The 20,560-nt window shown below is 45.2% G+C and carries 14 protein-coding genes, 2 tRNA genes and 3 rRNA genes; 6 read left to right on the plus strand and 13 right to left on the minus strand.

Annotated features, from left to right (window positions below; translation table 11 throughout):
* Nucleotides 1-31 precede the first annotated feature (31 nt).
* Complete coding sequence (locus WCY20_RS13800) at nt 32-832, minus strand: PDC sensor domain-containing protein (RefSeq protein ID WP_345975963.1); 801 nt, start codon at nt 830-832, stop codon at nt 32-34.
* 640 nt (nt 833-1,472) lie between these two features.
* Between WCY20_RS13800 and moaC the strand changes: the two genes are divergently transcribed.
* The 3 genes from moaC to WCY20_RS13815 are packed head-to-tail and all read left to right on the plus strand — an operon-like array spanning nt 1,473 to nt 3,313.
* A complete protein-coding gene (gene moaC, locus WCY20_RS13805; RefSeq protein WP_345975964.1) occupies nt 1,473-1,955 on the plus strand; it encodes a cyclic pyranopterin monophosphate synthase MoaC in 483 nt (160 codons plus the stop codon).
* Nucleotides 1,955-2,248: a DUF493 domain-containing protein gene (locus WCY20_RS13810; RefSeq protein WP_345975965.1), complete on the plus strand. Its 294-nt coding sequence runs from the start codon at nt 1,955-1,957 to the stop codon at nt 2,246-2,248. Before moaC ends, WCY20_RS13810 begins: the two co-directional genes overlap by 1 nt.
* A 15-nt stretch (nt 2,249-2,263) precedes the next feature.
* On the plus strand, nt 2,264-3,313 hold the full coding sequence (locus tag WCY20_RS13815; protein ID WP_345975966.1) for a DUF6781 family protein: 1,050 nt from the start codon (nt 2,264-2,266) through the stop codon (nt 3,311-3,313).
* A gap of 126 nt (nt 3,314-3,439) precedes the next feature.
* Here the strand turns inward: WCY20_RS13815 and WCY20_RS13820 are convergent, their stop codons facing one another.
* The 7 genes from WCY20_RS13820 to WCY20_RS13850 all read right to left on the minus strand — a co-directional run bounded on the left by WCY20_RS13820 (nt 3,440) and on the right by WCY20_RS13850 (nt 12,089).
* Nucleotides 3,440-4,531, minus strand: a complete 1,092-nt coding sequence (locus tag WCY20_RS13820) for a 4Fe-4S binding protein (RefSeq protein WP_345975967.1) — start codon at nt 4,529-4,531, stop codon at nt 3,440-3,442.
* Nucleotides 4,518-5,093, minus strand: a complete 576-nt coding sequence (locus WCY20_RS13825; RefSeq protein WP_345975968.1) for a molecular chaperone TorD family protein — start codon at nt 5,091-5,093, stop codon at nt 4,518-4,520. Before WCY20_RS13825 ends, WCY20_RS13820 begins: the two co-directional genes overlap by 14 nt.
* A 174-nt stretch (nt 5,094-5,267) precedes the next feature.
* The gene (locus WCY20_RS13830) at nt 5,268-5,669 is read right to left on the minus strand and encodes a hypothetical protein (protein ID WP_345975969.1); all 402 of its coding nucleotides are present in this window, start codon (nt 5,667-5,669) and stop codon (nt 5,268-5,270) included.
* Nucleotides 5,669-6,883, minus strand: a complete 1,215-nt coding sequence (locus tag WCY20_RS13835) for an ethylbenzene dehydrogenase-related protein (RefSeq protein WP_345975970.1) — start codon at nt 6,881-6,883, stop codon at nt 5,669-5,671. The genes WCY20_RS13830 and WCY20_RS13835 overlap by 1 nt, the downstream gene beginning before the upstream one ends.
* Entirely contained in the window at nt 6,883-8,007 is a 1,125-nt protein-coding gene (locus WCY20_RS13840; RefSeq protein WP_345975971.1) for a 4Fe-4S dicluster domain-containing protein, read from the minus strand. Before WCY20_RS13840 ends, WCY20_RS13835 begins: the two co-directional genes overlap by 1 nt.
* Before the next feature lie 14 nt (nt 8,008-8,021).
* Nucleotides 8,022-10,829, minus strand: a complete 2,808-nt coding sequence (locus WCY20_RS13845) for a molybdopterin-dependent oxidoreductase (RefSeq protein ID WP_345975972.1) — start codon at nt 10,827-10,829, stop codon at nt 8,022-8,024.
* A gap of 120 nt (nt 10,830-10,949) precedes the next feature.
* Nucleotides 10,950-12,089 (minus strand): rhodanese-like domain-containing protein, encoded by a 1,140-nt coding sequence (locus WCY20_RS13850; RefSeq protein WP_345975973.1) that lies wholly within the window; start codon nt 12,087-12,089, stop codon nt 10,950-10,952.
* A 373-nt stretch (nt 12,090-12,462) separates the two neighbouring features.
* Here WCY20_RS13850 and WCY20_RS13855 point away from each other — a divergent pair, with 373 nt between their 5' ends.
* The 3 genes from WCY20_RS13855 (at nt 12,463) to WCY20_RS13865 (ending at nt 14,490) form a co-directional block, all read left to right on the plus strand.
* On the plus strand, nt 12,463-13,077 hold the full coding sequence (locus tag WCY20_RS13855; RefSeq protein ID WP_345975974.1) for a hypothetical protein: 615 nt from the start codon (nt 12,463-12,465) through the stop codon (nt 13,075-13,077).
* A 110-nt stretch (nt 13,078-13,187) separates the two neighbouring features.
* A complete protein-coding gene (locus tag WCY20_RS13860; RefSeq protein WP_345975975.1) occupies nt 13,188-13,457 on the plus strand; it encodes a hypothetical protein in 270 nt (89 codons plus the stop codon).
* A 229-nt stretch (nt 13,458-13,686) separates the two neighbouring features.
* Nucleotides 13,687-14,490: an Mrp/NBP35 family ATP-binding protein gene (locus WCY20_RS13865; protein ID WP_345978280.1), complete on the plus strand. Its 804-nt coding sequence runs from the start codon at nt 13,687-13,689 to the stop codon at nt 14,488-14,490.
* Nucleotides 14,491-15,169: 679 nt separating this feature from the next.
* Here WCY20_RS13865 and rrf read toward each other — a convergent pair.
* The 5 genes from rrf to WCY20_RS13890 all read right to left on the minus strand — a co-directional run bounded on the left by rrf (nt 15,170) and on the right by WCY20_RS13890 (nt 20,334).
* A 5S ribosomal RNA gene (gene rrf, locus WCY20_RS13870) occupies nt 15,170-15,285 on the minus strand.
* Nucleotides 15,286-15,441: 156 nt separating this feature from the next.
* Nucleotides 15,442-18,353, minus strand: a 23S ribosomal RNA gene (locus tag WCY20_RS13875).
* A 173-nt stretch (nt 18,354-18,526) separates the two neighbouring features.
* A tRNA-Ala gene (locus tag WCY20_RS13880) sits at nt 18,527-18,602 on the minus strand.
* Nucleotides 18,603-18,625: 23 nt separating this feature from the next.
* A tRNA-Ile gene (locus tag WCY20_RS13885) sits at nt 18,626-18,702 on the minus strand.
* A gap of 119 nt (nt 18,703-18,821) precedes the next feature.
* A 16S ribosomal RNA gene (locus tag WCY20_RS13890) occupies nt 18,822-20,334 on the minus strand.
* Together the 16S, 23S and 5S rRNA genes with 2 tRNA genes alongside form the textbook arrangement of a ribosomal RNA operon.
* Nucleotides 20,335-20,560: the final 226 nt, after the last annotated feature.

Below are 20,560 nucleotides of genomic sequence, written 5' to 3' on the forward strand. Positions count from 1 at the left end.
CCCTTCTCATCACCTGCAAGAGATGCCCTAGCTACTCTCCCTTTTTTAAACTGCCAACTTTTTGCAGTGCAACAAATCGGCTAAAAACATACAACAGAAAAGAGACGGCCACGATAAGCGCCGCTGCGTAAGGAAGGTCTTTGTAATCATTGATGGAGATCTTAAAAACAACCAACAACGCCTCTATCAGCAGAGCAATGATAATCGAGACCATAAAAGTGATCAGGCTTTTCGGGTTAAAGACCTCGGAAATATTTTGCGTACTCGGCAAGACTTCCTGCTCGAATATGGTCTTGCCAAGGTCAAATACGGCCAGCCCCAACGTCAATGCGATAACCGGCTTGAAGACAACCTCCAGGCTCATCGCTGCATCAGAGAAGAGGTACATCACAAAACTCGTTATACCGTAAAGCACGACGAATAGACCAAAAAGAAGCAGCCCGCCGCCTATTATGCCGTAGGAAAAACGGCTGAGGCGGTGGAACTTTGTATTGCTCACTATAAGATGAAAACGCTCCAGCAGTTTGCGCAGCCTAAAGTCCAAAAAGAAAAAATTTCCCTGGCACTTATGGACAACCGTAATACACAGGTCCCCGGAAACACTTGATATATAGGGTTCAGTCACATAATAGCCGCCATGCATCGCCTCCATATCGACAAGATAGTCCCTTCTTTTCCCGATCTGCTCGATATCATAAATGCCTTCGCCGTAATTTGCCGAGATCTGAACCATATTTGGATCGCACTCATAAAGCAGTTCAAGGCTTGGAAAAGACTCTTTTAGTATTTCAAACGTTCTGTCATTGATCTCTTTAAGATGTAGTCTTCGCAAAGAGGAGACAATAAATTTTTGAATTATTGCTTGATTTTGTTCATAAATCTTTACCAGACTCTGCACTGGAATTCCTTTCTCTAATGGGCATCTTTAAAAACCCTCTCAATGGATTCTTAGAGCTGTCCGTTAACGGCTATAGAAGTGTGATTTGAATTGTTTACATAACTCCCCCATCCAATGGGAAAAGACAGGGAAAAGGAGAATACGCTTACAGAGTGAGCTGTATTATTAGGACTTACCTACCTAATCTGGGGCAGCGCCTAAAGCTGTAACAGCTCACCCTCCTTCGCTAATTTTTATATAAAGAACGGTATGCCCTTATTCAACAATGCTGACACTCGAGATATGCCGGAGAACCACACAGTCACACAACTGTTCTCAATGCCCTACCCGATCTTCAACTTTGTTTTCAAGTTTCCGTCAGTAACGAACGCAATAGCTAGAAAAAGCCAATCGATCAGTAGCTTTTTATACCATCAATGTCAATCACTGTAAAAGTATAGCCCTAATACGGACTTTTCATGAACACCCGACTGTTTATTTTTTAATCACCTATCTGGATATTATTTACAGCATCATAGATATACCCTTCTTTGGTATAATGATAAAAGAAAAGAATTCCAAATATAGAGAAAAAATGCAATTAACCCATTTAGATGAAAAAGACAGACCGAAAATGGTTGATGTCTCCGACAAAGAGCAGACGACACGTGTAGCCGTCGCCAGCGGTATTATAGAGATGTCGCTAGAGGCCTATGATGCCATCGTAAGCGAAAAGACGAAGAAAGGGCCCGTACTCCAGACTGCGGTCATCGCAGCGATCATGGGGACAAAAAAGACCAGTGATCTGATACCGATGTGCCACCCGCTCAACCTCAGCGGTATCAACTGCGATGTCGAAGAGCTCCCTGAACTGCCCGGTTTCAAACTTACGGTTACGGCAAAACTGACAGGCCAGACCGGAGTAGAGATGGAAGCGCTCACAGGTACGAGTATCGGTCTATTGACCATTTATGACATGGTTAAAGCGATCGACAAGGGGATGATCATCCGTAATGTTCAGCTTGAACAAAAATCAGGCGGCAAAAGCGGTGATTTCAGACGTGAAGGAGAAGGCTAATGGCAGCAGACACACCCAAATTGAGAGTCATAGGCGAAGATGCGAATCAGAAGCTTGAGCTTGAATATCCCTGTAGCTGGAAATACAAGGTCATTGGTGAAGAACGCCGGAAACTTGAAGAGGCTATTCATTCGGTCATTTTGGAGCGCGCACACACACTCAAGCACTCCAAAGCAAGCAAAACAGGCAAATATGTCAGTCTCAACCTTGATCTGATCGTCCAGAACGAAGATGAGCGCACCTTTATCTATGAAGCGCTTAAAGCGCACCAAGACATCAAAATGGTACTATAAGGCAAAGGATAAACGATGGATATCGAAAAATATGAACGTAACATTCGCAATTTTTACAAAAAAAACAGCGGCTCATCATTAGACGAAAAAGTCTCTTCGATTGTTGCCCATATTGAAGAAGAGTGGAATGTTCCAAAAGAGCGTCTCAACTTTCAGGAACTAAAAGTCCTTGCCGAGTCTGTCATGGAACTGGAAACCAAAAGCCTGCATGACCAGGTGCAGGATCTGCTGGCGCAAAAAGAGCAGATCGAACGTCAACTCGAGCGTAAATCTCTAGAACTGCAAAATGCCAAATACGCCATTTTTAATGCACTCGAAGAGAAGCTTGGTACAGACGCGCCATCTCTGCAGCGCGACCTCCACCAGATCAAACTTCAGTCCATCGATCTTTTTGATATGCTTGAAGAGATGGTCGAGTCTGCCATCCTGACCACCCTTGAAAAGGGACACGATGTCGAAGAGACGATCAAAGAGATCACAAAAGATATCACCCATGAGACGCTCAATGAAGGTACGATGAGCACTATTCGCATCCGAAAGATCATCTACACCATCTTGCAAAGCGCCATCAGTATCTCTGAGGCGACACCCAACTGGGCTGAAGAGATTTTGCGCGGAACGCTTCGCGGTATCCGCACCGGTCTGGTAAAATCGATCCATGAGTTCAAACAGCAGCTGCAATATATGCCCGATGAGATCAAAGCCGATGTGCTTCGCGATTACGCTGATATTGACGAACTTAAACAGACCAATCTTGTCTTTACGCAGACCATTCAGTCGCTCTCCAAGACCACTGACAAAGGCACTGAAGCGTTGCTGATGAAAGTAAGTAAAGACATTCACCTCGACATGGACGAGCTGATCATTATCTCCAAAGAGACGGTCGATGTTCTGAAAGAGCGTCTCAGCAGCGTAACCAAAGAGGCGATGGAACGTGGTTCACGTGCCCTTCAGTCCGAAAAGGCCCAGGAAGCCAAACGTATGGGTATTCAGGCCTGGGGAGCTGCTAAAACTGCTCTAGACAGTGCAATCCGCACTGCTAAAGATAAAATAGAGAAAAAATAGAGTTTAATGAAAATTGCTTTTCTCAATAATGAGAAAAGCCGTTTGAGAAAACGCCTATCCTATATAGAATCAGAACATCCCTTAACGACGTATAGGCAACGCTTAAAGCATTCGCCGGCAGACTGACTATTGATCTTTCGCTAAAGTGAACATCCCGCTAAAATCTTTTTTGAAGTCGACACAACGGTCACAGATCGGGTCGCCGCCTCTGTAAGGGTAGGGACAGCGGCACTCATGACACATGACCATCTCATAATGCACCAATGTCTCCATACGGTCATAAGCTATCGAGATCAGATCAAAACTGTCATCGGTATAGATTGCGTCGGTCTTACAGATATCATCACAGATACCGCAACCGATACAGTTGCCAGATACAAAATTTATACCCTGTTTGTCTGCTGTAAGCGTCAGCGCTTCGGTCGGACAGAACTGCGCACAGTCACCACAGTTGGTACACTTCTCGAAGATGATCTTCTTGTTAAAAAAGAGTGGGTTCTGCTCTTTAAAGGCTGTCTTCTCAAACTTGCTGGAATTTTTACGGATCGCCTCTTTCAGGATGATGTTCTTAAGAGGCAAGCCCGTATGCTCATTGCTCTTTTGATGCGCCAAGGTCATACCGAGTTCAAGCTGTTGCGCTTCTATGGCAACTTTGGCTTTATCAACTGCCTTTCTAAAAAGCATGCGCTTCGGATTGACCTCTTCTTCCTCTTTTTCATCTATCGTCGTTATGCGCTTCTCAAGGCCTACATTCTCTAAAAAAGTGTTGGCAACCGCAATCTTTTCACGAATAGATCTCTCCAGCTTGTTCTCTGCGTTTATCGGACAACCTTCACAATGGCGCATGTCGCAGACAGGTGCGTTTGTGCCGTCTAGCGCCATCGTAATAAGATGATGCGCATCAAATACGCCCAAACACGGCGTATTCTTTTTACAAGAAAGTTCGGGTTTTTCCTCTTTGTGAAAAACGACACTGAAAGCATTGGGATCAAAACTCTCTATCGTAAGTGCCTCTGTCGGACATGAACCGATACATGCCGAACATCCCGTACATTCATTTTCAAACAATGTCAGTTTGTTACGGATAATGTGGAAAGCGTTCTCCGGACAAATGTCGACACAAATATGACAGTCGTGATGATAGTAGTCGTTTCTTACACAGTTCGTACCGCTGTACGAAAACAGGTTTGCTTTTTGTAAAAAGCTATTTACTGCCATTTTCTTCTCCTGCCATCAGGCCATCAAGATCAGCAACCAGGAACTCAACGATAAAATCACAAATGTCTTGATAGAACGGTGTTGTACTCATACTTTTCATCCCCATCATATACGGCACGACCCAGGGGATCATGTGCTGTTCCAAGAACTCACGCTGAGGCTTTTTCTCATCTCTATAGACCAGGGTCTGCATAAAAGCAAACTCGATGGAGAGATGGTCCGGAGCCATGATAGAGGTCTGATCCATATTGACTTCAAAATTGTTTTGAAAATAGTAGCTCATCGCCGGATTTTGCAACCCCACCTGCGCCTCGTTTTTCGCATCGAGTACAAAAGATTCTATCGGCTGCGTATTCAATACAAAGAGCGATGTAAAGTCACTGTTCAGCTCATCCAGAATAAACATATCATCCAGACCTAACAGCCACTGCATAGAATTTTCACCTATCGTCGACATAAGGCTCTCATTTGCCTTGAGGTCTTTAATAAAGCGTGCGTCGGGAATATCACTCATAACGCGGGACAAAAAAGCGTAAATATAAAGTCTTGTATCATTATCCATAAATCGGTTCCTCTTGGAAAATCTATAAAAATTCAATGTTTGGATCTTTATAAAATTCCCTATTTAAATGCGGTATTATAGGTGAATATGCCTTACATCAGACAAAGTATTTTATGTTAATAGTGTACTGAAAGTAGAAGAGAACGGATCAGGAAAACCCCCGATCCGCAAAGATTATAGACAACCTTTGAAGAATGACTTCGTAGGTGGCGGTGGTGCTTTAAACTCAGTTGCATGAATTGTGTTTGTCTTTTTATCGTACTCGCCGATAAATGTAACCATGTTACGGCTAACACCTTCATCAAGCTCAGAAGCAGGGATCTTGCTAACGTCAAGTTTATAGATCACACCGTCATCATGAGAATAAAGAACAAGAGGTGCGCCTTTATGGACACCTGCTTCTTCTGTCTCAAAACAGCCGTCGCTTCCACATGAAAAATTTTCAAGGTAGCAGTCAGCAAATTCACCGGCTTTTGCACACTTCTCAGTTGTTAAAAAGCCGTTTTTTTCAAATTCACCCTCGTTTGCCAAAGCAGCAAACGCAAGAGCAGATAGTAATAATGCAATCTTTTTCATTATTTAGCCTCCGCTTTCAGAGTTTTCAGATACGCAACGATATTGTCGATCGTCGCAGCATCCAAGAAACTGTAGTCTGTCATGGTTGAAGTACGTTTACCGTTCTCTTCCATGTACCACATGTAGTTAGAGTGCGCGTTACGGTTATAGCCAGGTACGACTACAGCAGATGGAGCAACAAGTGACTCTTTTAGGTAACCAGCTGTCGCATATCCACCTACATTCGTAAGTGATGGCGCCATCAGATTAGCCGCATCTGTCGCTTCCACCTGGTGACAGCCCACACAACCGTTATCAGCAACTGCCTGTTTACCTGCAGCTACATCGCCATTAACAGCACTTGCATCAAGAGCAGCGATAAGTGCATCACCGCCCTCATTACCCTCTAGTTTAACTGAGACCCACTGTGAAAGGTTTTTAAGACCGTCACGGCCCATTTTAGCACCGTCCCAAACAGCGAAAGCGACCGGGATTGCACCTTGGTTAAGGTCGACGTAGTCGTCTTTCATCGGGCGGGTTAGTGTACCTTCCCAACCATCGTTGTTCGTGTTGTAGCCAAGGCGTGCAGACGATTTGTTAGAACCGTCTTTGATCTCAGTCATAGAACGGAATCCCTGACTAACGAATGAACGCTCATAGTCAAAGTTACCAAGTGCAGCTACGTCTTTGTCGAATTTAGCCAAGTCAGCACCGAATAGGTCTGTCTGGTTACGGTTGACCTGCATTGCAACGTCACCCTTACCGTTTGGCTCATACGATGGACGAACCGCCTTTTGTAGGTGGATCACGACTTCACGGTCAGCTGAACCCATACCAATGTATGGAAGCGCTTCCGGGTTACTTGCATCTTCAGCGAACTGGACTGCAAAACCGTCACCGTACGACGTTGTTTTGCAGCCGCGCTGGATGTTCATTGATGCATCCGGCCATTTGACCATAAAAGCAATATTTTCGCCGTTGTATACAGCAGCAATCTGCGCTTTTACTGCCGTGTTGGCAGCGTTAAGCTCGTTTGCTTTTGCGTCATTCATTTTGATCGTTGTTTGTGGGTAAAGTGAAACTTCGGAGAATTTCGCTTTTGACCATACGGCATCGGAATACGATACGTTGTTTAGATCGCCACTAACTTTTACAGCTGTAATCGCTGCTTCTGCAGCCATAAGTGATGAGGCAGCAATACCTGCTGCGATCATTGATGTTGCTATCTTTTTCATTAGTGGTGTCCTCCTGCTGCATGACCACCGTGTGTGAAGTTCATCACATGCTTGGTGCTTGTATGCTTACCAGCCACATAACGGTTATCTACCGGCGCCAATGGTGTTTGACCAGCTGCTTTAGCAACCTCTTGGTAGTAGTTGTTATCCAGACGGAACATGTCAGAGTGTTGGTATGCGATAAGGATATCCATCAATTCGCTCTCACCAGTCTCTTTACGTTTTTTCATCTCAGCTTTCAATGTAGCGATAGCCTGATGAACATCCGGGCCGAACAGTTTTTCAAGTTCTTCTACCGGAAGACGTGTTGAACCTTCGATGATCTTACCTTCTGCGTCAAATTTCGCAGGAGATTCGGTCGGTGGCACATAGTATACATTTGGCTGCGTACCGTATTCAGGACGCAGACCAAGTGCAACTTTATACTTGTTGACAAGTTTAGAAACCTGTCCTTCCTCATCATCAAGGAAACCGACAAAGCGGATACGACCGACACACTGCTGTGCACACGCCGGTGGAAGACCCTGCTCAACACGTGGGAAACATAGAATACATTTCTCAGATTTTGAGATCTTCGGATTGAAATAGATCTTTTTGTAAGGACATCCCGCGATACAGTAGCGGTACCCCTGACAACGATCAAGGTCAACCAATACAACACCGTCTTGCTCACGTTTGAAGATCGCGTCACGAGGACACGCTGACAAACAACCAGGGTTTGTACAGTGGTTACAAATACGTGGCAGGTAGAAGAAGTAGTTGTCTTGTGGGAATGCACCCGCACCCTGATCTTCGTCCCAGTTTGGTCCCCATGTAGGTTCTACATTCGGCTCGAATGATGCACCGTTTTGGAGTTCATCATAGTTATAATCCCAAGGCACCCCGTAATCTGCTTCTAGATTCGGGATAACGCCCGGCTGAAGGTCGCCGGCAGCATCAAAACCACCGCCAAGCTCCATCCAGTTTTTAGGATAACCCGCACCAGGATACGTCTCAACGTTATTCCAGTACATATACTCACGACCGTTACGGTTGGTCCATTGAGTCTTACATGCTACAGTACATGTTTGGCACCCGATACATTTGTTCAGGTCCATTACCATTGCTAATTGTCTTTTTGACATTCATGTCCCCTTTATTAAACGTTTGCTTTTTCGAAGTTAACCGCGCCATCGTAAGCGTACTGGTTACCATCCCAAAGACCACCGAATTTCAGGTGACCCCAACCGTCAGCCATCTCAAGTAGATTCAACGCTGTCGGTACAACTTCATTGTGACCTTTGTTGAATTTATACATGTATGGTTCCCAACCGTGCTCGATTACGAGACCGTCCGGTGGACAAGATGAAGACACTTTCGCGTTCGCATAGAACTCACCAAGTGCATTAAAGATACGGATAGTATCGCCGTCTTCGATGCCTTTAGCTTTTGCCACTTCTCTGTTGACCATCATCGCCGGTACACCACGCTGAAGGCGTAGAAGCGTACGAGACGTTTTGTAGTTCGAGTGAATTGACCAGCGCGCGTGCGGTGTCATCAGTTTGTATGGTGTTGTCGACCCTTTGTTGTCCGCAGGGTTGATACCCTCCATACCCGTATTTGTCGCTGCACCCATCTGGATGAAACGGTCGTGGTCTACATAGAATGTCTGACGACCGGAAACCGTGTCAAGACGCTCAAATTTGTAGAGGTGGTTCTCCATAGACGAGTATGGGCGATCAGAATAAAGTGGAGACGATTTTGCTGCTTTTTCATTGATAAGCAGGAAACCACCGACTTTATACATTTTTTCCATTGTCCATGGGTTGTACTGGTCACACTTCTCAAGAGCCGCTTCAACAGCCATTTTGTCTGTACCGAGGTAGACTTCACCTTCACCCTCAGACTCTTCATCTGTATTCGTATACTCTTTGTGGAAGATCGTAAGGTCGTGGAAACCTGGTTTCGCATAACGCTTGTCGTCTTTAACTTTCGCTTTGTCGATGTTCTCAGGACGGTTTGCGATCTCTTCAAGTTTCTTCGCCAAGAAAGCAAACATTGTCCACTCGTCTTTAGCTTCACCAACGTTTTTGATGTTTGCAACCGGCTGCGCCAGGTTCGTAAAACGGTGATAACCCGGAGATGTACGAAGGTCATATACCTCATAGTGTGATTTCGCAGGAAGAAGAACGTCAGCGTACTGCGCTGCTTCAGACATACGGTAATCCACATAGAAGTAGTGTTTCATCTTGCTCAAGAACGCTTTACGGTATTCGTTACCTTTATTACGGCGGAACTTGGAGTCTGCAACGATAAGTGCAGTATCCGGTTGCCACCAAGGTTTAACAACGTTACCGTGCTCAGAAGTGTTGTTCAGACCGCCGTTTTCACCATCTTTGATGATCTGGTTGACAACAGCCATGTACTCTTCTTTAGACATACCGTTTTGTGCACGTTTTACATCTTCGTCAGAGAAGTACTGATCAAATGTTTTCATACCGTCACCGAATACGAATTCACCGACGAAACCAGAACCGAAACGCGGTTTGTATTTACCGCTGAAGCCCGAGAGTGCGCCAAGACCTGAAAGTGAGAACTCATTTTCAGTGTTCAGACCACCGTACGGCCCCATACGACCTGTAAGACCACAGATAGAAGAGATGTTCCAGATTGACATAACACCGTTAAAGTATTTGTTCAATGAGAAACCTGTAGTGATCTCGACAACTTGTGGCAATGCGATATCTTTAGCCAGTTGGACAACAGTATCCGGGTGAACACCTGTGATATCTTTTGTCTGCTCCGGAGCAAATTTAGCAGCTGATTTTTTCAACATTTCAAATGCTGTAGTAACCGTACGCTCTTTACCGTGGATATCAGTGATTTTGAACTCACCTTCAAGAACAGGAGCAATACCATGCTCTTCCAACCGAAGGGATTTATGCTCAGAACCTTCAGTACCAGGCATTAGTGCCGGACCGTGTGTTCTAGCATTCCAGCAGTAGAACTCTTCTTCATATTTATGGTGATCTTCAGGGGATGCCGCATGTTCCATATCAGAACGGCGGATCATTTTCTGTGTCTCAACATCAACCAGGAATGGAAGGTCAGTGTATGACTTCATGAATTCCGGTTTGTAAAGCTTTTGATCAAGGATGACCTGGATCACTGACATTGCAAGAATGTTGTCTGAACCGGCTTTGATCGGGATCCAAAGATCTGCAGATTTTGCAGTTGCGTTGAATTCAGGTGTAATAACGATGATCTTGGCACCGTTGTATTTACCTTCCCACACGAAGTGAGCATCAGGAATACGTGATACAGAAGGGTTACCACCCCACATAACAGCCGTATCAACATTGTACATGAAGTCCCATGTACAACCGACGTTACCTTCACCGTATGCGATCGCCGCACCGGAGAACATATCTCCCAGGTAAGAAGACGGGTAGATACGGTTAGCACCCAGCTGTGTAGAGAAACGAAGTGGTGCACCACGGCGACCTTCAGTAAGAAGACCTGTACCCGCGTGTACCATCAATTTGTCCGGACCGCGCTCTGGATCAGTCAATGTGTTGAAAATCTCTTGACAGATCTTCTCTGCTGCTTCGTCCCAAGATGCGCGTCTCCATTTACCTTCCCCACGTTCGCCAACACGAATCATCGGATAAAGGATACGATCTTTTTGGTACATTACCTGTGAGTGCTGTACCCCTTTGTTACAACCACGCGGGTTGAAGTCAGGGATCTTGGCATTGATTACAGGGTAACGAGCAGATTGGTTTTCACGTGTGATAACACCATTGTGAGACCATACTTCCCAAGCACAGTTACCTTGACAGTTTACACAGTGGTAAGCGAAACCGTGCTCTTCTTTTTTACCGTACGTGAAAGAGAACTCATTACGGTACATCTCTTCAGTATAGTTTGTATTCGGGTAATCGTTTTTACCGTTCTCTACAGACATTACTTCAGTTTTTGCGAAAAGGCTACCTTGAGAAGCCACTAACGCAGCTGTCATCCCTGAAACTTTCAGGAAATCTCTACGTTGATTATTCATAACTTTAGTCATATTAACGCTTCCCCCTTATTTCTTGATTGGCAAGTTCATGTCGTTACCCCAAACATCCCAGCTACCAGTAAATACTTTTACATTTTTGTAACCAAGAAGTTGAAGCGCAGTGATCTGCTGTGAACCACGACCAGCACCAACCATACAATATGCATAGATTGTCTTGTCCGGAGTAATACCATAGTGGTCAAACACTTTTTTCAGCTCTGCAGCAGATTTGAACGATCTCTTGTTGTCAAGATCAGATGTCTTTTTCCACTCCATAAAGGTTGAACCCGGAATGTGACCGCCGCGCGCGACATTGTCCATCTTACGCTCGCCGATGATCTCGATCATACCGCGTGAGTCGATGATGACATATTTCGACTTGTCGCCTTTTTCAAGGATATCGTCCATCGCATGACGCACTTCCTCTTTACCGGCAATGTGTGTAAAGTCAAGTTTGTTTTTGTCAATAACGTAATGTTTCGCTTCTACCTCTTCATCGCCTTTAACAACAAGAAGATTTTTTTCGATTTTTGCCAGCTCAGCTTTCAGTGTTTTTTGCTTTTTCTTTGAATCAGCGATAACTTTGTTCAGCTCAGCTTCGTTCGGTAGTGTTTTACCAGCTTTTTTCGCATTTTTAAGTGCTTTTTTCGCTTTTTTCTCTACTTTTTTCTCAGCTTTCAGCGTGTCGTTAATCTTGTCAAACTTTTTTTGAGCAGGGTCAAGTTCCATGATTGCATTACGTCCGCCGTTAAGAACTTTTACATTCTTATGACCGTAACTTGTAAAGAATGAGTAAACACCTGTCGCATTCGGACCTTTAAAGTCATCATATGCAATGATCATCATGTCATTGCTGATACCTTTGCTGCCGATATATTCTTGAGCATCATCGATACAGCGATATAGTGGTGCACAATGCATATCACCTGTAATATCTGAATGGTGTAAATGGTGGGCATACATAGAGACAGAACCTTTGATGTGTCCTAACTTGTATACATCCTCACTATCACCAGAAACAAACATAACTTTCTCATTGCCAATCAGCTTGATCGCATCTTTAGCAGAGATCAGAATGTCGTTGTTCTTATAACCTTTACCAGCGGCCATTGCTGGTACAAGAGTAAGGGCTGCTGTAACACATAATGTTTTAAGCATTCTCTTCATTCTTGCTCCTTTCAGTCTAGCTTTTTTTGCATCGCCAATGCCTGCTAAAAATTAACACGAAACGTGCATACCTTTAGCAGGCAAATGGACTTTTGGGGAATAAACGCTTTATTATAGGCGCTTCACTCTTTAATGAGGGTAAATTACGGGCTTTACCTGTCGGATTAATTACCATTTGTAACACTAATCACTTGTGATGACTTTGTGATAAATGGTAGGCGTTCTTATTCGTTTTTTTAAAAAACAAGTGTCATTTCAATGCTGTTACCATTCTACAAAAGAATTAATTTCTTTTATATAGATAGATTTAGTCAGCATCAATTAACAATGTTTTGATACTATTTTCCAAACATTATATGAAGGGTAGAACTTAATGATTACACCTGAAACACAGACGGCGATTGATGCAAACAACAAAGAGGCATTGATTGATCTTCTTGAAGAAAAAGATTGCCCAATCGAAGATGTTAAAGCAATCTACTATGCCAATCGTGACGATAAGGAGATTGTGGGCCAGACAGCCATGAACCTGAGCCTTCGTACTTCTGTTTATGATCGTGATAAAGAGTACAGCGACACAATGGTTGAGTTACTGATCGATATTGCCAAGAATAAAGTCGATATGGGAGCGCGTTGGGCTGTAGCAAAGAACCCCCACACCCCAAGTGAAGTCCTTGCTTTTCTGGCTAATGATGAGATCAACCTGGTCCGTGCCCTTGTTGCTACCAATCCATCAACCCCGCCGAAAGTGCTGGAAAAGTTCTTCAGCGATGAAAAAATAGTAAAAGACGGTCTTTCCGGCAACCCCTCGACACCGATCAAACTGCTCAAAATCTTTGTTAACGATGTAGACAAGATGGTTCGTATGCGACTTGCTGAAAACCCTAGCGCGACAAAAGAGATATTGACAGACCTCTTAGAAGACAGTGATCCGAATGTCTCTAAAGCGGCTGATATCAAACTGAAAGAGATGAAGGCCGAAGCATGATAAAGGGACCACGCAAACACGGGAATGAGGCACGATCAAAGTTCACCGCTTTGGAGAACCATTTCCTAAACACCTTTTTTTCCGGTCTTTACCTCTCACAGGGAGACTTTATGCATATAGCAAAGCAATTAGGCATAGAGATGCAGATGAATACCAGGGAACTCCAGATCAAAGAGCTTCTCAATACCGCCTATGACAAAGACGTGCTCACACAAGCGATAGGCATGTTGAACAATCTTATCGATGAACGTATTCAGGCCTACCACCGTCTCAGTATGGATTATCCTCATGCCAGAGGTATATTGGCCAAACTGGCTCAAAAAGCAACCGGGACTAAAAACCTGCTGGCAAGAGAATCAAGAGGGAATCCCTATGAATAGTAAAGAGCTACTCGAAACACTGATCAATCTCCAGTATCCAGGGCTTGAGCGTACGCTTGGCGAACTCAAACTGATAAGTTCTGCAACGGTAAAAGACGCCAATGCAAAAATTGAATTAGCCACAGTGACAGATGAATCCTACAATAATGTAAAAAAAGCAATTGAACAGACCCTTGCAGGGAAATTCAAAACCCTGGACATCCGTAAAAAGCTTCAAACGCAAAAAGATATGAACTACGGTGATACGGCTGCGCCGAACAACCGTGCACCTTACGCTAAAAATGTGATAGCGGTAACCAGTGGAAAAGGTGGTGTCGGAAAAAGTACTGTATCGGTCAACATAGCTATTGCACTTGCGCAAAAAGGGTACAAAGTCGGTCTTTTGGATGCTGATGTATACGGGCCGAATATTGCTCGTCTGACAGGTACCGATCTGGAGCGAATTAAGTGGAATGACGATGACAAGATCATTCCGTCAGAGAACTACGGTCTGAAGATCATGAGTGTCGCACACACGACACCGACAATGGATACGCCTCTGGTCTGGCGTTCGTCTGTCGCTGTCTCTGCACTGATGCAGTTCTTGGAAGATGTCGCGTGGGGCGAACTTGACTTTATGGTGATCGACATGCCGCCTGGAACGGGTGATATCCAGCTTACTATGGCGCAGGAATTACCGATCAAAGCCAGTGTCCTTGTCACAACACCGCAACTGATCTCGACAGATGACGTCAGCCGTGCCATTATGATGTTCAAAGACATCAACGTCCCGATGGCCGGTATCGTCGAGAATATGAGTTTCTTCGTAGCACCTGACACCGGTAAACGCTATGACATCTTCGGCAAGGGCGGTGGCCAAAAGGTTGCAGAAAAGTACGGCGTGCCGCTTCTAGGACAGATTCCTTTGGATATGGAGATACGAGAAGGTTCCGACATGGGCAAGCCCCCTGTAGCTTTGGGCTCCGACGCGCAAAAAGAGTATTATCAGCACATCGTCGATAATATGCTCAAAAATATCACTTTCGATCTCTAGATCATCCGTGTGCAAAGAGGTTTTATCTTTGCACTTCTTTCATTAAGCAGAATATACTCTATAAAGCTTCTTAATCATCTCTTTCATTCCGTCCCATCACCGAGTATGCATCAAGTCTTAAACACACCGTAAAGCAGGTATAAGCTTATTCCCACAACATCCAATAATTCATGCACGTGTTCAAATAAACAGGCTATCTCGTAGATTAAGAATTGATGTAATAAAGAGCGAAGTCGAAGTGAAACAATATAATAGGACAAGACCCGCTACGGCCTGCAATATAAACAGATATGGTCCCAGAGGCATGTTATGTGCGGATATAGTATGAAGAATAAAAATCCGAGAACTGGGATATCTCATAGAAAAGATGCCCAAAGGCATGTTTTGTATGAGTAAAGTAGCAATAAATAGAGAGTGTAACGATCAATAGCCGGCGATTTGTATATGATAAAAGTTATGATTGTTAAGAGTAAATGTAGTTTATGGGAGTTTGTATAATCCGAGAACTAGGATATCTCATAGAAAAGCTGACTAAATGTCAGGTTTTATCTGAGTAAAGTCGCATAAGATGGAGCAAATGAACGAAGTGAATACGCAGACAATAGCCGCCGATATGGATGTGAAAAAGTTTATAATAATTGTAAATGATTGAAGTTTAAAAATTGAAGTAAATCCGAGAACTAGGCGGCGACCTACGTTTCCACACCTGAAAGGTGCAGTATCATCAGCGAAGGGAGGCTTAGCTTCTGGGTTCGGAATGGAGCCAGGCGTTTCCCTCTCTCTATAGCCACCTAGACAATCGGAAGTAAAAGCATCGAGATGATCTTACTTCCAACTGCTTGGATATATTGGAGTAGTTAATTATTGTCAGTCAACAGGTTTTGTAACTATAATCGATTCATGCTGCTCATTCGATATATACTGAATAAGGCAGTGATTACGCAATTATGAAAGAAAAAGACGAACGGACTATTAGTACTGGTCAGCTAAACATATTGCTATGCGTACACACCCAGCCTATCAAGCTTGTAGTCTTCAAGCGTCCTTCAGGGAAAGTTCATCTTGGAGTTGGCTTCCCGCTTAGATGCTTTCAGCGGTTATCACATCCGTGCGTAGCTACCCAGCGATGCTCTTGGCAGAACAACTGGTGCACCAGTGGCACGTTCACCCCGGTCCTCTCGTACTAGGGGCAACTCTCCTCAACTTTCCTACGCCCACGGAAGATAGGGACCGAACTGTCTCACGACGTTCTGAACCCAGCTCGCGTACCGCTTTAAATGGCGAACAGCCATACCCTTGGGACCTGCTCCAGCCCCAGGATGCGATGAGCCGACATCGAGGTGCAAACCTCCCGTCGATGTGAGCTCTTGGGAGATCAGCCTGGTTATCCCCGGCGTACCTTTTATCCTTTGAGCGATGGCCCTTCCACACAGAACCACCGGATCACTATGACCGACTTTCGTCTCTGCTCGACGTGTATGTCTCACAGTCAGGCTAGCTTATGCCATTATACTCTACGATGGATTTCCAACCCATCTGAGCTAACCTTTGTAAGCCTCCGTTACTTTTTAGGAGGCGACCGCCCCAGTCAAACTACCCACCAGACATTGTCCTCGCACGAGATAATCGTACCAAGTTAGCTATCAGAATATTCAAGGGTGGTATCTCAAGGATGCCTCATCATGAACTGGCGTCCATGAATCAAAGGCTCCCACCTATCCTGCACATGAATATCCCAATAGCAGTGTCAAGCTATAGTAAAGGTGCACGGGGTCTTTCCGTCTTTCCGCGGGTAGGAGGAATTTTCACCTCCACTACAATTTCACTGGATTTACTGTTGAGACAGCTCCCATCTCGTTACGCCATTCATGCAGGTCGGTATTTAACCGACAAGGAATTTCGCTACCTTAGGACCGTTATAGTTACGGCCGCCGTTTACTTGTGCTTCAATTCACCGCTTCGCAAAGCTAACGGATCCTTTTAACATTCAAGCACCGGGCAGGCGTCACACCCTATACATCCTCTTACGAGTTAGCAGAGTGCTGTGTTTTTGGTAAACAGTCGGGAGGGACTCTTTGCTGCGACCATGTAATGCTTTCGGGAGCAAGTCCCTAAACATTTATGGCACACCTTATTCCGAAGTTACGGTGCTAGTTTGCAGAGTTCCTTAACAGTAATTCTTCCACGCGCCTTAGAATACTCATCTCACCCACCTGTGTCGGTTTACGGTACGGGCAACGGTTGTTCTCATTTAGAGGCTTTTCTCGGCACGACGGCATCATCGATTCTCCTCGCTAGCCGAAGCTATTGAAGAGCCTGTAAGATCTCGGTCTAATGTACAGCGGATTTTCCTACTGTACAACCTACGTCCTTCGACCCACTATTCCATCAGTGAGCTCGATTAGCCCTATGCGTCCCCCCATCATTCAAACAAACAACCGTCGGTATCGGAATATTAACCGATTTGCCATCGTCTACCCCTTTCGGACTCGACTTAGGTCCCGACTAACCCTACGATGACGAGCATCGCGTAGGAAACCTTGGGTTTACGGCGAAGAGGATTCTCACCTCTTTTATCGCTACTCATGCCTGCATGCTCACTTCCAAACGCTCCAGCACTCCTTACCGGTATACCTTCAACGCTGTTTGGAACGCTCTCCTACCACTCGTACAAGTACGAATCTAGAGCTTCGGTGACTGTCTTAGCCCCGTTATATTTTCGGCGCAGAATCGCTAGACCAGTGAGCTGTTACGCTTTCTTTAAAGGATGGCTGCTTCTAAGCCAACCTCCTGGTTGTCACAGCAACTCCACATCCTTTTCCACTTAGACAGTACTTAGGGACCTTAGCTGCTAGTCTGGGTTGTTCCCCTCTCGACATAGGATTTTATCACCCTACGCCTGACTCCCGAGGTTACACATGAAGTATTCGGAGTTTGATAGGGTTTGGTACCGCTGTATGCAGCCCTAGCCCTGTCAGTGCTCTACCCCTTCATGCTACTGCTCGAGGCTATACCTAAATATATTTCGGAGAGAACCAGCTATCACTAAGTTTGATTGGCCTTTCACCCCTATCCACAAGTCATCCGAAGACTTTTCAACGCCTACCGGTTCGGTCCTCCACCGGCTCTTACACCGGCTTCAACCTGCTCATGGATAGATCACTTAGTTTCGGGTCTGCAGCATCTGACTAATTCGCCCTATTAAGACTCGCTTTCGCTACGGCTTCTCGTTTGATTAACCTTGCCAGATACCACAACTCGCAGGCTCATTATGCAAAAGGCAGTCCGTCACACGTATATATAATCGTGCTCCGAATGATTGTAAGCCATAGGTTTCAGGTTCTATTTCACTCTGCTCACCGCAGTTCTTTTCACCTTTCCCTCACGGTACTGGTTCACTATCGGTCTGGTAGTAGTATTTAGGATTGGAGGGTGGTCCCCCCGGCTTCAGTCAAGATAACACGTGTCCCGACCTACTCTGGATCCTGCTAGCGTTCTTCTGATTTCGACTACGAGGCTATCACTCGCTATGGCCCGACTTTCCAGACGGTTCGTCTATCATCCAAACTACATATCGCAGTCCGCAACCCCAAGCACAAGTGCCTGGTTTGTCCTAATCCCATTTCGCTCGCCGCTACTATGGGAATCTCGTTTGATTTCTCTTCCTTCAGGTACTGAGATGTTTCACTTCCCTGAGTTCGCCCCCCGTAGGGTAACATGAATCGCTCCATGCTGGGTTGCCCCATTCGGAAATCCCCGGATCAAAGCTTCTTGGCAGCTCCCCGAGGCTTTTCGCAGCCTAGTACGTCCTTCATCGCCTCTACCAGCCAAGGCATCCACCTATGGCCCTTAATATCTTTATTCTAATTTGCGTATTCACTACCTTATTCAATATACATCAAATAAAGCAGTCAATGAATTAATTGTAGTTACAATTTTGTTGACTTTGACAATAATAAGTTAAATAACATCTAGACTTCTAAAAGTCTAATTCAAATACTTCGTTTAGTACTTGAATTAAACTTCTAACCTCTAATGGTGGAGAATAGCGGGATCGAACCGCTGACCTCCTGCGTGCAAGGCAGGCGCTCTCCCAGCTGAGCTAATTCCCCATCCGGTCTTCGTGATCTTTACATGGTGGGCCTAGGAGGACTTGAACCTCCGACCTCACCCTTATCAGGGGTGCACTCTAACCAGCTGAGCTATAGGCCCTAATTAATATGTTCAAATAACATAGATCACTGAAAACTAAGTAAGTAGACACGTTAACTCTTCTAAGACGTGAGATTTTCTCTTGAGTTCGTCAATCGAATGCGAACTCGTTACTCTAGAAAGGAGGTGATCCAACCGCAGGTTCTCCTACGGTTACCTTGTTACGACTTCACCCCAGTCGCTAATTCCGCCGTAGAGGGTAGCTACTTTAGCATCCCCGCTTCGGGCGAAATCAACTCCCATGGTGTGACGGGCGGTGAGTACAAGACCCGGGAACGTATTCACCGTAGCATTGCTGATCTACGATTACTAGTGATTCCAGCTTCATGTTCTCGAGTTGCAGAGAACAATCCGAACTGAGAGACGCTTTGTGAGATTGGCTCCACCTCGCGGTATCGCAACTCTCTGTACGCCCCATTGTAGCACGTGTGTAGCCCTAGCCATAAGGGCCATGATGACTTGACGTCGTCCTCACCTTCCTCCTCCTTGCGAAGGCAGTCTCGCTAGAGTGCTCAGCCGAACTGTTAGCAACTAACGACGAGGGTTGCGCTCGTTGCGGGACTTAACCCAACATCTCACGACACGAGCTGACGACAGCCGTGCAGCACCTGTTTTCAAGCTCCCCGAAGGGCACTCTCTCATCTCTGAAAGATTCTATCAATGTCAAGGCTAGGTAAGGTTCTTCGCGTATCTTCGAATTAAACCACATGCTCCACCACTTGTGCGGGTCCCCGTCTATTCCTTTGAGTTTTAATCTTGCGACCGTACTCCCCAGGCGGAATGCTTAATCTGTTAAGTGCATCACCGAAGAGACAAGCTCCCCGACGACTAGCATTCATCGTTTAGGGCGTGGACTACCAGGGTATCTAATCCTGTTTGCTCCCCACGCTTTCACGCCTCAGCGTCAGTAATGTCCCAGCAGGTCGCCTTCGCTTTCGGTATTCCTAGTGATATCTACTAGGATTTTACCCCTACACCACTAATTCCACCTGCCCCTTCCATACTCTAGGTTCCCAGTTTCAAGTGCAGTTCTATGGTTGAGCCATAGGATTTCACACCTGACTTAAAAACCCGCCTACGCGTCCTTTACGCCCAGTGATTCCGAATAACGCTTGCTCCCTCCGTATTACCGCGGCTGCTGGCACGGAGTTAGCCGGAGCTTATTCATCAGATACCGTCATTTTCTTCTCTGATAAAAGGAGTTTACACACCGAAATGCGTCATCCTCCACGCGGCGTTGCTGCATCAGGGTTTCCCCCATTGTGCAATATTCCTCACTGCTGCCTCCCGTAGGAGTCTGGTCCGTGTCTCAGTACCAGTGTGGCGGATCATCCTCTCAAACCCGCTATGTGTCATCGCCTTGGTGAGCCATTACCTCACCAACTAGCTGATACAATATAGGCCGATCCCTTAGCGAAAAACCTTTCCCGACTTGCATTAAACAAGAAGGAGTATCCGGTATTAATCACCGTTTCCAGTGGCTATCCCAGACTAAGGGGCACATTACCTATATATTACTCACCCGTGCGCCACTCGTCAGCAAGAAGCAAGCTTCTCCTGTTACCGTTCGACTTGCATGTGTTAAGCACGCCGCCAGCGTTCATTCTGAGCCAGGATCAAACTCTCCATAATTAATTATGTAAAGACTGCCTAAGCAGATTACTGATCTTATGCCCAAGATTTTAAAATCATTGGCTATAAAAAATAGTGTCAATTTCAATCTAAGTATTTAAACTTCAACTGAAATAGACGGTTGTGTTTTTGTGTCTTATAAAGTTAACTTCCAACCCCGAAAGGTCAGTGTCAAACTTACTTAGTTTTCAATGATCTCAAACTTTTAAAAAGCTTCAACTCGAAG

Source organism: Sulfurimonas sp. HSL3-7 (assembly GCF_039645985.1).
Classification (GTDB): Bacteria; Campylobacterota; Campylobacteria; order Campylobacterales; family Sulfurimonadaceae; genus Sulfonitrofixus; species Sulfonitrofixus jiaomeiensis.

Bases quoted from the DNA above. Each gene is read 5' to 3' on its own strand.
- WCY20_RS13830 (WP_345975969.1), bottom strand. From the start codon at position 5,669: ATGAAAAAGATTGCATTATTACTATCTGCTCTTGCGTTTGCTGCTTTG.
- WCY20_RS13835 (WP_345975970.1), bottom strand. From the start codon at position 6,883: ATGAAAAAGATAGCAACATCAATGATCGCAGCAGGTATTGCTGCCTCA.
- WCY20_RS13865 (WP_345978280.1), top strand. From the start codon at position 13,687: ATGAACTACGGTGATACGGCTGCGCCGAACAACCGTGCACCTTACGCT.
- WCY20_RS13850 (WP_345975973.1), bottom strand. From the start codon at position 12,089: ATGAAGAGAATGCTTAAAACATTATGTGTTACAGCAGCCCTTACTCTT.
- WCY20_RS13825 (WP_345975968.1), bottom strand. From the start codon at position 5,093: ATGGATAATGATACAAGACTTTATATTTACGCTTTTTTGTCCCGCGTT.
- WCY20_RS13840 (WP_345975971.1), bottom strand. From the start codon at position 8,007: ATGTCAAAAAGACAATTAGCAATGGTAATGGACCTGAACAAATGTATC.
- WCY20_RS13860 (WP_345975975.1), top strand. From the start codon at position 13,188: ATGCATATAGCAAAGCAATTAGGCATAGAGATGCAGATGAATACCAGG.
- WCY20_RS13815 (WP_345975966.1), top strand. From the start codon at position 2,264: ATGGATATCGAAAAATATGAACGTAACATTCGCAATTTTTACAAAAAA.
- WCY20_RS13810 (WP_345975965.1), top strand. From the start codon at position 1,955: ATGGCAGCAGACACACCCAAATTGAGAGTCATAGGCGAAGATGCGAAT.
- WCY20_RS13820 (WP_345975967.1), bottom strand. From the start codon at position 4,531: ATGGCAGTAAATAGCTTTTTACAAAAAGCAAACCTGTTTTCGTACAGC.
- WCY20_RS13845 (WP_345975972.1), bottom strand. From the start codon at position 10,829: ATGTCTGTAGAGAACGGTAAAAACGATTACCCGAATACAAACTATACT.
- WCY20_RS13855 (WP_345975974.1), top strand. From the start codon at position 12,463: ATGATTACACCTGAAACACAGACGGCGATTGATGCAAACAACAAAGAG.
- moaC (WP_345975964.1), top strand. From the start codon at position 1,473: ATGCAATTAACCCATTTAGATGAAAAAGACAGACCGAAAATGGTTGAT.